Annotated in this window: 9 protein-coding genes; 5 read left to right on the top strand and 4 right to left on the bottom strand. The window is 59.3% G+C overall.

Annotated elements, in window-relative coordinates; translation table 11 throughout:
* Positions 1–5: 5 nt before the first annotated feature.
* The 3 genes from BM70_RS0115030 to BM70_RS0115020 are packed head-to-tail and all read right to left on the bottom strand — an operon-like array spanning position 6 to position 3107.
* Positions 6–1133, bottom strand: coding sequence for an acyl-CoA dehydrogenase (locus BM70_RS0115030; RefSeq protein ID WP_025856775.1), 1128 nt, complete (start codon positions 1131–1133; stop codon positions 6–8).
* 9 nt (positions 1134–1142) lie between these two features.
* A complete protein-coding gene (locus BM70_RS0115025; RefSeq protein WP_025856774.1) occupies positions 1143–2327 on the bottom strand; it encodes an acetyl-CoA C-acyltransferase in 1185 nt (394 codons plus the stop codon).
* Between the two features lie 12 nt (positions 2328–2339).
* Positions 2340–3107: an SDR family NAD(P)-dependent oxidoreductase gene (locus BM70_RS0115020; RefSeq protein WP_025856773.1), complete on the bottom strand. Its 768-nt coding sequence runs from the start codon at positions 3105–3107 to the stop codon at positions 2340–2342.
* A 214-nt stretch (positions 3108–3321) separates the two neighbouring features.
* On the opposite strand from BM70_RS0115020, the gene BM70_RS0115015 reads away from it, so the two are divergent.
* The 5 genes from BM70_RS0115015 (at position 3322) to BM70_RS0114995 (ending at position 13596) form a co-directional block, all read left to right on the top strand.
* Positions 3322–4215 carry a bestrophin family protein gene (locus BM70_RS0115015; RefSeq protein ID WP_025856772.1) on the top strand — a complete coding sequence of 298 codons (894 nt, stop codon included), beginning with the start codon at positions 3322–3324 and terminating at the stop codon, positions 4213–4215.
* A gap of 76 nt (positions 4216–4291) precedes the next feature.
* Complete coding sequence (locus BM70_RS0115010) at positions 4292–5350, top strand: tetratricopeptide repeat protein (RefSeq protein ID WP_025856771.1); 1059 nt, start codon at positions 4292–4294, stop codon at positions 5348–5350.
* A gap of 121 nt (positions 5351–5471) precedes the next feature.
* A complete protein-coding gene (locus tag BM70_RS0115005) occupies positions 5472–6974 on the top strand; it encodes an ATPase domain-containing protein (RefSeq protein ID WP_025856770.1) in 1503 nt (500 codons plus the stop codon).
* Complete coding sequence (locus BM70_RS0115000; protein ID WP_025856769.1) at positions 6971–8686, top strand: ATP-binding protein; 1716 nt, start codon at positions 6971–6973, stop codon at positions 8684–8686. The genes BM70_RS0115005 and BM70_RS0115000 overlap by 4 nt, the downstream gene beginning before the upstream one ends.
* A gap of 116 nt (positions 8687–8802) precedes the next feature.
* Positions 8803–13596: a YopT-type cysteine protease domain-containing protein gene (locus tag BM70_RS0114995; RefSeq protein ID WP_025856768.1), complete on the top strand. Its 4794-nt coding sequence runs from the start codon at positions 8803–8805 to the stop codon at positions 13594–13596.
* Positions 13597–13638: 42 nt separating this feature from the next.
* Here the strand turns inward: BM70_RS0114995 and BM70_RS0114990 are convergent, their stop codons facing one another.
* A complete protein-coding gene (locus BM70_RS0114990; RefSeq protein ID WP_003217591.1) occupies positions 13639–14016 on the bottom strand; it encodes a response regulator in 378 nt (125 codons plus the stop codon).
* Between the last annotated feature and the right edge of the window lie 71 nt (positions 14017–14087).

Here is a 14087-nt window from a genome sequence, read left to right as displayed (position 1 = left end):
GCTCCTTAGAGGTTGCGTGAGATGACCATGCGTTGAATATCGCTGGTGCCTTCGTAAATCTGGCAGACCCGCACATCGCGGTAGATCCGCTCCAGGGGGAAGTCGCTCAGGTAACCGTAACCGCCCAGGGTTTGCAAGGCGGCCGAGCAGACTTTCTCGGCCATTTCCGAAGCAAACAGCTTGGCCATCGAGGCTTCCACCAGCGCCGGCTTGCCGCTGTCGCGCAGGGCGGCAGCGTAATGCACCATCTGCCGGGCGACCGCGATCTGCGTGGCCATGTCCGCCAGGCGAAAGGCCACGGCCTGGTGCTCGATCAGTGGCTTGCCGAAGCTTTCGCGCTCGCGGGCATAGTCGCGGGCCGCTTCAAAGGCGGCGCGGGCCATGCCCACCGATTGCGAGGCGATGCCCACGCGGCCGCCTTCGAGGTTGGCCAGCGCGATCTTGTAGCCTTCGCCCTCCTCGCCCAGCCGGTTGGCGACCGGCACCTTCACATCTTCGAACAACAGTTGGCAGGTGTCGGACGCATGCTGGCCGAGTTTGTCTTCAACCCGCGCCACGCTGTAGCCCGGCGAGTCGGTGGGCACGATAAACGCGCTGATTCCGCGTTTGCCCGCCGCCGGGTCGGTCACGGCAAACACAATCACAATCCCGGCGTTCTGCCCGGACGTGATGAACTGTTTGCAACCGTTCAGCACGTAATGGTCGCCTTCAAGGCGTGCACGGGTTTTCAGGCTGCTGGCATCGGAGCCGGCCTGGGGCTCGGTGAGCGCAAAGGCGCCGAGCATGGCACCGCTGGCCAGGGGCTTGAGGAATTGCGCTTTCTGTTGGTCGTTACCGAATGTGAGAATGGGCACGCAACCTACCGAGTTGTGCACGCTCATGATGGTAGAGCAGGCACCGTCACCGGCCGCGATTTCTTCCAGGGCCATGGCGTAGGCCAGGTAACCGGTGTCGCAACCGCCCCACTGCTCCGGCACCAGCATGCCGAAAAAGCCCAGCTCGGCCATTTCACCGATGGCCTCCTTGGGGAAGCGGTGTTCGCGGTCCCATTCGGCGGCAAAGGGTTTCAGGCGTTCCTGGGCAAATTGCCGGGCCGCGTCGCTGATTTGCAGTTGTTCGTCATTGGGCAGCATCTGGGCTCCTTAGTACAGGCATTCGACGGCCATGGCCGTGGCTTCACCACCGCCGATGCAAATCGCGGCGACACCGCGCGTGAGGCCTTTCTGGCGCAGGGCCGAGAGCAGGGTCACCAGAATCCGCGCACCGGAGGCGCCGATCGGATGACCCAGGGCGCAGGCGCCGCCGTGGATATTGACCTTGTCGTGGGGGATCTCCAGTTTGCTCATGGTCACCAGGCTCACCACGGCAAAGGCTTCGTTGATCTCGAACAGGTCGACCTCGTCGAGGTTCCAGCCGGTCTTGGTCATCAGTTTGCGAATCGCGCCCACCGGCGCCACCGGAAACAGTCCCGGTTCATCGGCAAATGCCGCATGCCCGTGGATGACCGCCAAGGGCTTGAGCCCACGCTTATGTGCCTCTGACTGGCGCATCAGCAACAGGGCCGCCGCACCGTCGGAAATCGAACTGGCGTTGGCCGCTGTCACGGTGCCGCCTTCGCGGAAGGCCGGTTTCAGGCTGCTGATCTTGTCCAGCCTGGCCTTGGGCGGTTGCTCGTCGTGCAGGATGGTTTTCTGCTCTTTGCCCACGGTGACCTGCACCGGGACGATTTCAGCGGCGAAGCTGCCATGGGAAATGGCCTCTTGCGCACGGGTCAGCGAAGCGATAGCGAACGCGTCCTGGGCCTCGCGGGTAAAGCCGTTATGCACAGCGCAGTCTTCGGCAAACGTCCCCATCAGGCGGCCTTTGTCGTAGGCGTCTTCCAGGCCGTCGAGGAACATGTGGTCGAGCACCTTGCCGTGGCCCATGCGGTAGCCGCTGCGCGCACGGTCGAGCAGGTAGGGCGCGTTGGACATGCTTTCCATGCCCCCGGCAATCACCACGTCGACGCTGCCGGCGAGCAGCGAGTCATGGGCCAGGATCGCCGCTTCCATGCCAGAGCCGCACATTTTGTTGAGGGTGGTGCAACGTGTGGCCTTGTCCAGACCGGCACCCAGGGCGGCCTGACGCGCCGGCGCCTGGCCGAGGCCGGCGGGCAGTACGCAACCGAACAACACTTCATCCACGGCATCGGTGGCGATACCGGCACGCTCGACGGCGGCACGTATCGCGGCGGAACCCAGTTGCGGCGCCGTCAGGCCCTTGAGGTCGCCCTGGAAGCCGCCCATGGGCGTGCGCACGGCGCTGACAATAACGATCGGATCGGTCATGAGGGTGGCTCCTTATTTGGCCGCCATGCGCAAGGCACCGTCGAGACGGATCACCTCACCATTGAGCATGCTGTTTTCAATAATGTGCCGCACCAGCGCGGCGTATTCGACGGGTTTGCCCAGGCGCGGCGGAAAAGGCACGCCGGCGGCCAGGGAGTCGCGCACTTGCGGGGTCATGCCCGCCATCATCGGCGTCTCGAAGATGCCGGGGGCGATGGTCATCACGCGAATGCCAAAGCGGGCCAGTTCGCGCGCAGCCGGCAATGTGAGGCTGGCGATGGCGCCCTTGGACGCGGAATACGCGGCCTGGCCGATCTGCCCGTCAAATGCGGCCACGGAGGCGGTGTTGATGATCACGCCACGCTCGCCGTCGGCATTCGCCTCGGTTTGCGCGATGGCGGCGGCAGCCAGGCGCAGCAGGTTGAAGCTGCCGATCAGGTTGACGTTGATTACTTGGGCAAAGCTCGCCAGGCCGTGGGGGCCGTTCTTGCCGAGGATTTTCTCGCCACGCACCACGCCGGCACAGTTGACCAGCCCATGCAGGCCACCAAATGCGGCGACCGTAGCGTGCACGGCGGCTTCGGCAGCCGCTTCCTGGCTGATGTCCGCGACGGCACTGCGGGCGTTATCGCCGAGCTGCTTGGCCTTGGCTGCCACGGCATCGGCATTCAGGTCCACCAGCATGACCTTGGCGCCAGCGGCGACCAGCATCTCGGCAGTCGCCGCGCCGAGGCCCGACGCTCCGCCGCTGACCAGGAAGATCTTGTTTTCAATCTGCATTGTTGTTTCCTTGAACGGTCCGAATCGTCGAAATAGTCGCCCCGCAGCGCAGCAGCGGCAATGGTCAAAGCTTTCAACCTGCCTGACTGTTTTGGCCAGTCATCGACCTCGCCGATCAACCGGTCAGCCCAAGCGATTGGACGGCTCTGGCCGGGGCTTCTAACCTGTAGGCCTGCGCCACCCCAACTGCTCCACGAAAAGAAGCCCCTCATCGATGATAGTCCGCCCCAAGCCCAACCTCCTGGGCATCCTGTTTTCCCTCAAGGGCTCGATCGCCAAGCGCATTGCCTTGCGCAGCCTGCTGGTGACCCTGCTGGCTTCGGTGATCGTGCTGGTGGAAACCCTGCACCCGGCGTATTTCTCCAAGGTCAATGCCACGCCGTTCACCCTGCTCGGGCTGTCGCTGTCGATCTTCATGAGCTTTCGCAACAACGCTTGCTATGACCGTTGGTGGGAAGGCCGCAAGCAACTGGGGCAGATGATCATCGATGTACGTTCGTTGATTCGCGAAACCCAGGTGCTCAGTGACCCGGCCGAACGCGCGGGCTTGCTGCGCAGCCTGTGCGGCTTCGCCCATGGCCTGATCGCACGGTTGCGCCATGAGGATGAAGCCCTGGCCATCAAGCCCTGGGGCCAGGTCCCGCCACACCACCCGAACCTCCCCGACAGCCTGTTGCAACAGTTGGGCGCAAGGTTTTCCGTGCTGGCCGAGCAAGGCGTGATCAGCGAATGGCGTTACACCCAATTGGAAACCCGGCTGGTCAGCCTGAGCCAGGTGCAGGCCTCCTGCGAGCGGATCAAGCACACGCCGCTGCCCTTCCCCTACACCCTGCTGCTGCATCGCACCATTTACCTGTTCTGCATCCTGCTGCCGTTTGCCATGGCCGAGCCACTGGGCTGGTTGACGCCAGTGTTCACCGCGATCGTCAGCTACACCTTCTTCGGCCTCGATGAAATCGGCGATGACCTCGAGGACCCGTTCGGCTTTGACGAGAACGACCTGCCCTGCAATGCCATCCTGCGCACCCTGGAACGCGAAGTACTCGCCGCCCTCGGCGAAACCGAGTTGCCGCCAGCGCTGGAACCGGTGGAATACGTGCTCACCTGACACGGGTTTGACACTCGCCGTGGTCTGACCGAAGCTGATGGCTTTGTACTAGCTGCCCAAGCTTTCGGACGCCTGCATGTCAAAGTCACGCCGTTACTCCATCATCGGCCTGTGCGCCCTGCTGTTGATTGTGCTGATCACCTGGTTTTTCTCCCGCTCCACCCCGGTGGCTGTACCGCCCGCCATTGCCCATGGTTACTCCAAGGCCTTGAAACAGGCACGTAACGGTGAGCCCGGCGCCGCACGCGTGCTGTACCAGCAACTGGGTCGCCCGGACCTGGCGCCCGAGCGCCGGGCCGCCCTGCATGCCGAGCTGCCCAACTACCCCAGCCCACAGGCCTTGAAGCTTGCGGACAAGGACCTGAGCAGCAATTCGCCGCAGGTGCGCGAGGCCGCGATCCACAGCATTGTCGGCCTGGTGCCGACCGGTCAGCGCACGCTGTTGCTCGGCCCGGTGCTGGATGACCCTGAGCAAGCAGTGCGCTTCGCCGCCGCGAATGCCTTGCTGGGCTTGTCGCCCGACACGCTGGGCCTGTATTTCGGGCCCTTGCAGCAGGTGCTGGATGAGTTCGTGAAAAAGCTCAAGGCCCAGCCCGAAACCGCAGAGGGCTGGATTCAACTGGCGCGCCTGTACATCCACAGCGCCCTGTTGCCCGATGCGCAAAACGCCCTGGAACAGGCCATGCGTTTGCAGCCGGACAACCTGCAAGCCGTAGTCGCGCAGATCGAACTGCTGGACAAACAAGGCAAGACCGACGAATCCCGCCAACTGCTGGCACGCCAACTGGCGGCGCATCCCGAATCGGCCTACCTGCAACACGCCTTGGGCATGTGGCTGTTGCACCATGGCGAACGCCCTTACGCCCTGCTCGGCCTGTCCAAGGCGGTAGAACTGGAGCCGGACAATCAGGATTACCGTTACGACCTGGCCACCACCCTGCATGCCCAGCAGGAACTGGAAGCCGCCCAGCGCCAACTGGAAGAAATCATCCAACGCCATCCGGCCAATCGCAAGGCGCGGGTTCTGCTGGTCAATTATTGGAAGGAAAGTGGCCAACTGCAGAACGTTCAAGTGCTGCTGGCGCAACTTGAACAGCAGAACCCGGACGATCCCGCCTTGCAACAGGGACTTTGAAGCGCCCGCCCCGATACAAATATGACGAAGTGTTGAACCGCTACAGGCCAGTACGGTCAAGAGTCTATGGCGCGCCTGAGGTGGCGCGCCCCTCTACTTGTACGTGACCTGAGGGCACTTCTTGTCTACATCCAAAGAGCTGTTCAGTGAAAAGGCGGCCACCGGAATCGAAGGTCTTGATGACATTCTTTCCGGAGGGCTATCGCGCAGCCACCTGTTCCTGCTGGAAGGTGAACCCGGCACCGGCAAAACCACGGTGGCGCTGCATTTCCTGCAGGCGGGCGCCAAAAACGGTGAACGATCCTTGTACATCACGCTTTCGGAAACGGAGCGCGAGCTGCGCCAGGGCGCCAAATCCCACGGCTGGGACCTGGACGACAATATCCATATCTTCGAGCTGACTCCACCGGAGAGCCTGCTCAACGCCGAGCACCAGCAGAGCCTGCTGTACTCCTCCGACCTGGAACTGGGCGAAGCCACCCGCCAGATCTTCGAAGTGGTCGAACGGGTCAAGCCGACCCGCGTGGTGATCGACAGCCTTTCGGAGATCCGCCTGCTTGCCCAGAGTTCGTTGCGCTATCGTCGGCAGATCCTGGCGATCAAGCATTACTTCGTGCGCTACGACGCCACCGTGCTGCTGCTGGACGACCTGACCACCGAATCCCTTGATAAAACCGTGCACAGCGTGGCCCACGGGGTGATTCGCCTGGAAGAACTGACGCCCAACTATGGTGCCGAACGTCGTCGCATTCGGGTGGTGAAATACCGGGGCCAGAAATACCGGGGCGGTTTTCACGACTTCACCATCATGGGCGACGGCATTCATGTATTCCCGCGCCTGGTCGCGGCCGAGCATCGTGGCGGCTACGTACGTGAAACCCTGAGCAGTGGCATCGCGGAACTGGATGCGCTGATGGGCGGCGGCGTCGAGACCGGCTCCAGCAGCCTGATCCTCGGCCCGGCCGGTACCGGCAAATCGCTGATCTCGATGATCTTCGCCGCCGCTGCTGTGGCCCGTGGTGAAAAAGCTGCGCTGTTTATTTTCGATGAAGAGCTGGGGCTGTTGTTCGAGCGCATGCGCAACATGGGCATCGACCTCGCGGCGCTGCAAGCCACCGGCAACCTGCTGATCGAGCAAGTGGACGCCGCCGAGTTGTCCCCGGGCGAGTTTTCCCACCGGGTACGCCGCTGCGTCGACGAGCGCGGCATCAAGACCGTAGTCATCGATAGCATCAACGGCTACCAGGCCGCCATGCCGGAAGAAAACGCGCTGATCCTGCACATGCACGAACTGTTGCTGTACCTGAACCGTCGCGGTGCCGCCACGTTCATGACGGTTGCCCAGCATGGGCTGGTCGGTGACATGCAAGCACCGGTGGACATTACCTACCTGGCCGACACGGTGATTCTGCTGCGCTACTTCGAGGCGCTGGGCAAGGTGCGCCGTGCCATTTCGATCATCAAGAAACGCACCGGCACCCATGAGTCGACCATTCGCGAATACCGCATCGGCAGTCGGGGCATGACCGTCGGCGAGCCGCTGGATAACTTCCAGGGCGTGTTGCGCGGTATCCCGACCTTCACCGGCAGCGGCTCGCCCCTGCTCAAGGAAGAGGGAACGTGACCGGTTTTGCGCCCGTCTCCGAGCGTGCAATCATCCTGGCGCCATTGGGTCGTGACGGGTCGCTGGCGCTGATGATGCTCAACGAGGCCGGCTACAGCGGCATCATTGCCAGCAACCTGACGATGCTCTGCGACGCGCTGGAGCAAGGCGCCGGCATGCTCGTGATTGCGGCCGAAGCGCTGCGCGGTGTTGATCTGGAACCGTTGCTGGAGCACCTGCACCAGCAACCGGCCTGGTCGGACCTGCCGATCGTGCTGATGACCCACCACGGCGGCAGCGAACAGAATGGCTCATCCCATCTGAGCAGCCTGCTGGGCAACGTGACCTTCCTGGAACGGCCCTTCCACCCGGTGACGCTGATCAGCCTGGTGAGCGCTGCCCTGCGCGGGCGCCGACGGCAATACGACGCCCGCGACCGCCTGATCGACCTCAGCGAAAGTGAACTGCGCCTGCAGCGCACCCTGGAAACCCTCGAGCAACAGGTCGAGGAGCGCACCGCCCAACTGCGCAGCAACGAAGAGGCGTTGCGCCAATCACAGAAAATGGAAGCCGTCGGCCAATTGACCGGCGGCATCGCCCATGACTTCAACAATATGCTCACGGGCATCATCGGCAGCCTGGAACTGCTGCGCAGGCGCGTTGCCCGCGGCAAACTGGACGATCTCGACAGCCTGATCGACCTCGGCGTGACCTCGGCCAACCGCGCTGCTGGCCTGACCCACCGCTTGCTGGCTTTCTCGCGACGCCAGTCACTGGACTCCAAACCCGTGGCGCTCAACCAACTGGTCACCTCCATGGGCGAGCTGTTGCAACGCAGCATCAATGAAAGCATCGCCCTCGACATGCGCCTGACCGACCAACTCTGGACTGCCGAAGCCGACCCCAATCAACTGGAAAGCGCCCTGCTCAACCTGGTGATCAACGCGCGGGATGCCATGCCCGGTGGCGGCAAGCTGGTGGTCGAAACCACCAACCGCCACCTCGACAGCGTGTTCACCGCCGCCTACGGCACCCTGAAGCCCGGTGACTACGTCGAACTGAGCGTCAGCGATACCGGCTGCGGGATTCCCGAGCACCTGATGGGGCGTGTGTTCGATCCGTTTTTCACCACCAAACCCATCGGCCAGGGCACCGGCCTGGGGCTGTCGATGATCTATGGCTTCGCCCGTCAGTCCCACGGGCATGTCACCCTCCACAGCGAGGTCGGCGAAGGCACCACGGTCAGCCTGTTTCTACCTCGGTTCATTGGGGAAATCGTTGCGGACCTCGCGGCTGACGCGGCGCTGCTGCCTTTCGCCAATGTGGGAGAAACGGTGCTGATCGTCGAGGACGACCCCGCCGTGCGGGTACTGGTCAGCGCGGTGCTCAAAGAGTTGGGCTATGGCTTTGTCGAGGCCGGCGATGCGGATACCGCAGTGCCGATCATCGAGTCCGGGCAACGCATCGACCTGATGATCAGCGATGTCGGCCTGCCTGGCATGAACGGCCGGCAACTCGCCGAAATAGGCCGACAGATCCGCCCGGACCTCAAGGTGCTATTCATTACGGGTTATGCCGAACACGCGGCGGTGCGGGGTGGGTTCCTGGACCCGGGAATGCAGTTGATCACCAAGCCGTTTACCTTTGATTTGTTGACGGCGAAGGTGCGGGAAATGATACGGGCGCACAACACAGAGGCAGATCCTCCGCAGGCGCAAAGCAATAACAAGTAATAGAGTTTTCGCATTTGGCCGGAATCGATCAAGGGGATAGCGGTACGAAGGATTACCACGGGTAATCAGAATCTGTACCCAGTGGGCCTCAGTTCCCAAGGTCGAGTCCAAATGCCATGACGATTACGAATAGTTTATCGCGCACCTCGCTGTTGCCTCTCTCCACTCATACTGAGGCGCCTGTAACACAAGCACGCTCTGAAGCCAGACGCGCAGACGTACCCTCTCCGGCTGGCGATGGGTCGTCTCGTGCCAACGGCGATAGTTTACTGGCACAAAACTATGGCAAGGCGTTGAGGGGCTTTACAGGCGTCCCCGTCAACGACAATGCGATTATGGTTGATGTCCCGGCGCACTCCACGTTCGGCCAGTGGTGGAAGCAGTTGGGTGACGCCATGCAATCTCCGGATTTTATTGCGTGGCGGCGTGACAACAATGCGATCGGTTCGATCAAGATACTGCCGAGTGCAGGGCGAATCACTTTTCAAACGAAGGCCCTTGGCACAGGTATCGCGACACTGGATGTGGCTGGAGACGAGAGTTCAAAGTGGTGCGCGGTCAGAGGGCCGTTAATGGAAGTTGGCAACGTACTCTCCAGCAGAAACCTGCCTTTCAGCCCTCCACTTCCCACGGACATTGAACACGCACCGGCCTGGTTAGTTGGGCGCTTTTATTTTGAGCAGCCTTCCGATTTCCAGCAACGCGCTGCCGAGTTGGAGCGCGACAAGTCCTTTTCTACGCTAGACCCGGTCGCGTTTTACAGTGTCCACGAGCAACGTAGTGAAGACGCGCTCAACCGCCAGAAAACACTGCTGGGAAATACTCACGACCGGCACGCGGCCGCCAAGTTGTTAAGGGAACTGGGTGAGGAGCTGAAGTCAGGCACGCGTGAAGCCTCCACCCTTTCCCAGTATTTGAGTGAGACCCCTTTCGAGGCTCATCCCGACTCCTCATACACCCAAGACTGGGGGCGCACGGGAGCTGGCTTGAACACCCTTAAAGATTTACTTGAGTACCACGGGATCAACCTTCCCGGGACTGCTCAAGAGGTGGAAAACCTAAAAATGTACCTGCTGACACCCGCCCACCACAGCCCGATCAATGGCAACTATGGTGGAGCGTTGTCCTGGCCTCAACCCCTTGATGCAGGCAGCCAGCGCCAATTGTTGGCGTTTTTGCTGCACGGCAATGTGGGCGATCTGAATGTCGGGACCACCGGTGGAGTGCTGGAGGCATTGATGCAGGGTGTTGCCATAGATCCGTCCGAACTGCGTAAGCCGCGACAACTGCTTGATCGGCTTATTCAGTCACCCAGGGGCCAGGCGCTGGGCACTGCGATCCAGGCCAAGTTCGACACACTGTCAGTCAAAGGCAGTATCAACGACTGGTTATTGGCTGCCTTAAACGTGAACGCAGGGGATCTACTGACCCAGCGTGCCTTACCGCAAAAGCACATTTCGGGCTTTGACCTCGCTGGCCAGCAACTCAAAGGCAAGCCGTTATCGGGAACGCTCCAGCGAGTGGCCGACTACTTGTACTTGCGCGTACGTGAGGCCTCATCTCCCGAGAGAGCACTGGTTCAAGCACATTTGCGATTGGCCTCGACGGCGCCGGAGTTACTGGTGAAGGATATTCCGCCGACCCTCACCCACGGCTCTCCTGCCCATGTGAGTTTTAGCACGGCGGTGGCCCGTATCGAGGCGCAGGCGCCTGGTGCGACGGCGACGATGAGTTATGCGGACGTGATGATGTCGGGGGACATTGCGCCCGTCTCCGATGCCCAGCGCAAGATCGAATACGTAAGCCAGTACGAGGCGCTCAAGGAGTGGGGTCTTACTAACAGCATCGTCACAAGCGTCACGTCGCCTGCGGACATGGCAACAATCACCGATGCCTATAACGCGCAAGTAACCGAGTTGCGCAGCGCGTCCGAAGCACGACGTACGCTTGCACCTTCTTCCCGCAAGGAGATTGCCCTGGCAGAGTTGCGCAAGGCGCTGGGGGATGACGTGCGCCTGGAATTGAAATGCATAGTGCTCGACAAATACGACAGGGATCGTGAAGGCCCTTATTCGCTTCTGGACCTGTACATGGAAAACATGCTCCATAACCCGCCAAAAGCACCGAAGGTAAGGGGTAGGTCCAACGGGACCAACGCCTGGCGACTCGCCTCTTATTCACCGCCGGCCAGAGGCCGTGGCCGCTCCGAGGCCAATACGCCAAACTTCACGATTGAGGATGTACTGAGTAAGACCAGGAACCTGAAGAACATAAACACAGAGTTTGCGACTCAATACAAAGCCTTTGGCCTTGCCTTGGACAAAAGCGTCGTCACCCAGGTCAAAAACTTGATTGCGCAGTTGCCCCTGGAAGATCGCAAAAATATTGAGTTGGGAAGTATTTCTGCTTTCAGCGAGATGAGAGGTCTGCAAGATATTGCACGTGTGGGTAACGAGCCTAAAGTACAACCGGTTAAGGAGGGCAAGCCTGTTCTGTTGAAAGTCATACGCGACGGAATCCCTCACACGTATGAACTCAATGTTCAGAAAAACACGCTCGAAAAGCGCCTGGACCTGGGTGATTTTCCATCCGGCATCCAGCCCGGCCCTGGTATTTACGACGGCGTGCCACTTAACTCCAATACGCCTTATAGGTCCATGGAACCCATCGCCCTTTCCATTCGCGACGACTTGAGGCAAGAAACAGCGGATGGCGCAGGGGCATTGAATAGCTTCGCAAGCCTGAGAACAACGCTGATCGGCGTAACAGTTGCCAAACATACCAGCACATGGCGATCACTCGAAGCCCAGGCCCGTGGTCTCACGACGTTTGAGTCCGAGATACCGTTCTACAAAAAACTGCGTGAGATCCTGCTTAACCTGATCCCGTTCAGGTCGGCTATCAACAACTTCATCAATGGCAATATCGGGGAAGGCATCATTGACTTGTCCCTCGATATATTTGGCGTATTGACAGTCGGGGCTGGCACGGTTGGTAAAGTGGCGAAAGCGGCATCCAGTGCCGCCTCCGCGGGAGGCAAGGCCTTACGGATAACAAAATCCATCGGGCTGGGTGCGGTCAGCCTGGTGAACCCGCTTGACGGTACCGTGGATTTATTGCGAGCGGGCGGGCGTGGTGTGGTGAGCGCCGGAAAACGCGTCATCTCCGATGCGGCTCAAGACATGCGGCATCTGCGGGGAACGACCGTGAATTACGATCTTGTCGCTGCGAGTAAAACGTACGATGCAGTTGCCAGGGGAACATTCAAGAATGCTGGAGAAGTCCTTGAGCGTAGCGCTGTTCTTCAAAACAAAAAATGGTACGCCTATGATCAAATTACTAACCAACCCTATGGCCCTGCCCTCAAGGATTTCTCCCCTTCAGTACGTTTGGATTCTGACCAACTGGAGAAATGGCCAACCGCGAGCGACTCCACTAAAAAAATTGATGAAGCGATAGTAAAAAAGTGGAAGTCGGTAGTGAGCACTCATCGTAATGGCCCGAACAAGGCTGACTTTGACAACGGCTACAATATTGAAAGTTTAGGGCGTAGCAAAGGGCTGACCCGCACCACGAAAGTTGAAGATTTAATGAAAATGGCGAGTAATGATAGCCTGACATCAGCCCAAATAGGAGGACTGGTTAAACGATACGATGATATTGCTTATGAAGCGGGTCGGGCTGGCAGCGCCCGGTTTATTAACAGCGTAGAGCCTCGTTTCGGCACCGTAACGCCGATGCCGCAAGTTATTTATCTGACTAAGACAGCCCAGCTGTCCGAGGGGCAATGCGCTGCACTCTCCCGTACCATGGCAACCGCAATGGCGTCGGGAAAAGAACAGGTGCTGATAAAAAATATGTATGCCGCTGCTGCTTTTCCCACGGACAGCGCTTCGAAAAGCTTCGCGGATGCGTTGCACAGGCTTCAAACCCAAGTGGGCGGGCAAAGTTCATTTCATGCAGGCATGCCTTCGCGACAGGTTACCTATGAAACCATGGTAAAGGAGTTGGGCGATTCCCCTGTTTCAAAATCATTAATGATCGACTCTCCTGGGCATGCGATGGCAGCAGGCGTAAAAGTCGAGGGCGCCGACAAGAGTTTTTACTTTTACGACCCCAACTATGGGGTTGCTGAGTTCAAGAGTGCAGACGCAATGGAGGGTGGCTTAAAAAAATTATTTAATGACAAGGTCATAGGTGCAAAGTATAAAACCCATAGCCCCGATCGCAACAAGCTGGAATTCAAAGTTTTTGATCACAATGACGAGTGGCAGAAAAAAAATAGCATACTCGGCTCAAACTTCAGAAGCCTGTACGAGTCGCCTCTCAATCCGTCTAGAACGCCACGCGCGCTCTCTAACGTTGAGTTAAATAGAAACGTGGAGATACTCAATGCTAATCCACAGAATCATGGCCTTATCTGCTATGAGGCATCGATGCGTGTGGGCGAGGCTGAAAAAAAACTCGCTCCCCAGGTATATGACACCGTCAAGGCCTGTACCAATCGTAATGGCGGCTCAAACTACTCAGCTCAATACCTGGATGTCATGGGCATCAAAGCCAGCAATATAAAAACAACATTCGACCCCGTGGACATTAGCGAATCTGGACTTATAAATTTCAAACACGCCAATGAGGGTGGGACGTTCAGCCATACTGTGTACATCCAGAGAACGAATAACAACGAATTGTTTGTTTTTAATACCAATAGTGCAACGCTGGACATTGCTATGGCCAGAGCCGGACATACACCGCAGGTTGTGGGGGGAATGGCCGTCTACAACATTAGCAATGGCAACCACAAAGGCCTTCAAGGTTTTCTTGACGGTGCAGACGGCAAAGATAGTTGGGAGTTCGCCTACACACCCGCCAGTACGCTCAATGCCAACGTGCAGAAGTTGAAAGCCTAACCCTGCGAAATGTGCGGCGTCCTGTTACAGACGCCGCCCTGCTCATGCCAGCAAGCGCTGGATATGCTCTTGCAGCGTATCCAGATCGAACGGCTTGGCCAGAATCGGCGCGTTACGCGTGATCGGGCTGTTGCAGTCGAGGATTTCCTGCGGGTAACCGCTGATGAAAATAACCTTCAATTCGGGGCGCAACTTGATCGCGGGCTCGGCGATCTGCACCCCGGAAATGCCGCCCGGCAAACGGTAGTCGGTGACCATCAGGTCCAGGTGCGGTTTGGTCGCGAGAATTTCGAAGGCCTGCTCCCCATCGATCGCCTTCAACACCCGATAGCCCAGGCCGGCCAGGTATTCACCCAGCACAAACATAATGGATTCGTCGTCCTCGACGATCAGAACGACATCTTGTGCATCTTCACTCATGGGAAGCCTTTGTCCGGTCAATTGCTGCAATTACGACCATGGGGTCACGCAGAGGTTGCGTCGAGGTGACG

It is taken from the genome of Pseudomonas sp. CHM02 (assembly GCF_000612585.1).
GTDB lineage: Bacteria > Pseudomonadota > Gammaproteobacteria > Pseudomonadales > Pseudomonadaceae > Aquipseudomonas.
This window is presented reverse-complemented; position numbering and strand designations above follow the sequence as displayed.

Bases quoted from the DNA above. Each gene is read 5' to 3' on its own strand.
- BM70_RS0115025 (WP_025856774.1), bottom strand. From the start codon at position 2,327: ATGACCGATCCGATCGTTATTGTCAGCGCCGTGCGCACGCCCATGGGC.
- BM70_RS0115010 (WP_025856771.1), top strand. From the start codon at position 4,292: ATGTCAAAGTCACGCCGTTACTCCATCATCGGCCTGTGCGCCCTGCTG.
- BM70_RS0115030 (WP_025856775.1), bottom strand. From the start codon at position 1,133: ATGCTGCCCAATGACGAACAACTGCAAATCAGCGACGCGGCCCGGCAA.
- BM70_RS0114995 (WP_025856768.1), top strand. From the start codon at position 8,803: ATGACGATTACGAATAGTTTATCGCGCACCTCGCTGTTGCCTCTCTCC.
- BM70_RS0114990 (WP_003217591.1), bottom strand. From the start codon at position 14,016: ATGAGTGAAGATGCACAAGATGTCGTTCTGATCGTCGAGGACGACGAA.
- BM70_RS0115020 (WP_025856773.1), bottom strand. From the start codon at position 3,107: ATGCAGATTGAAAACAAGATCTTCCTGGTCAGCGGCGGAGCGTCGGGC.
- BM70_RS0115015 (WP_025856772.1), top strand. From the start codon at position 3,322: ATGATAGTCCGCCCCAAGCCCAACCTCCTGGGCATCCTGTTTTCCCTC.